Annotated in this window: 1 protein-coding gene; it reads left to right on the forward strand. The window is 65.2% G+C overall.

The genetic code is table 11. The features are described from left to right. The coding region (locus tag HX846_RS38750; protein ID WP_178967644.1) for a tetratricopeptide repeat protein at nt 1-480 on the forward strand (480 nt) is incomplete at both ends.

The following is a 480-nucleotide window of genomic DNA, read 5'->3' on the forward strand; positions in this document are numbered from 1 at the left end:
CGGATTCGCCGGAAGGCCTGTACTTCCTCGGTCGCGCCTACATGGCCCAGGACCGTTCCGCCGATGCGGCGAAAATCTTCGAGCGCACCGTGGCCCTGGCCGGTCGCCAGCCCGAGTTGCTCGGCCAGTGGGCCCAGGCCCAGTACTTTGCCGACAACAAACAGTGGTCGCCCAAGGTCCAGGCCCTGACCGACGAAGCACTGAAACTCGATCCGAAAGAAGTCACCAGCCTCGGCCTGCTGGGCATCGCCGCCTTTGAAGGCCAGCGTTACCAGGAAGCGATCGACTACTGGAACCGCCTGCTGGCGCAACTGCCACCGGACGACAATTCCCGTGCCGCGCTGCAAGGCGGGATCGACCGGGCCGCCGAGAAGCTCAAGGAGAGCGGCGGCAGCGTGGCGCCCGTGAAGGCAGAAAAACAGATACAAGTGCGGGTGGACCTGGCCGCCGATGTGAAGGCCAAGGCCTTGCCGACCGACA

This window comes from Pseudomonas sp. K5002 (assembly GCF_013386655.1).
GTDB lineage: Bacteria > Pseudomonadota > Gammaproteobacteria > Pseudomonadales > Pseudomonadaceae > Aquipseudomonas.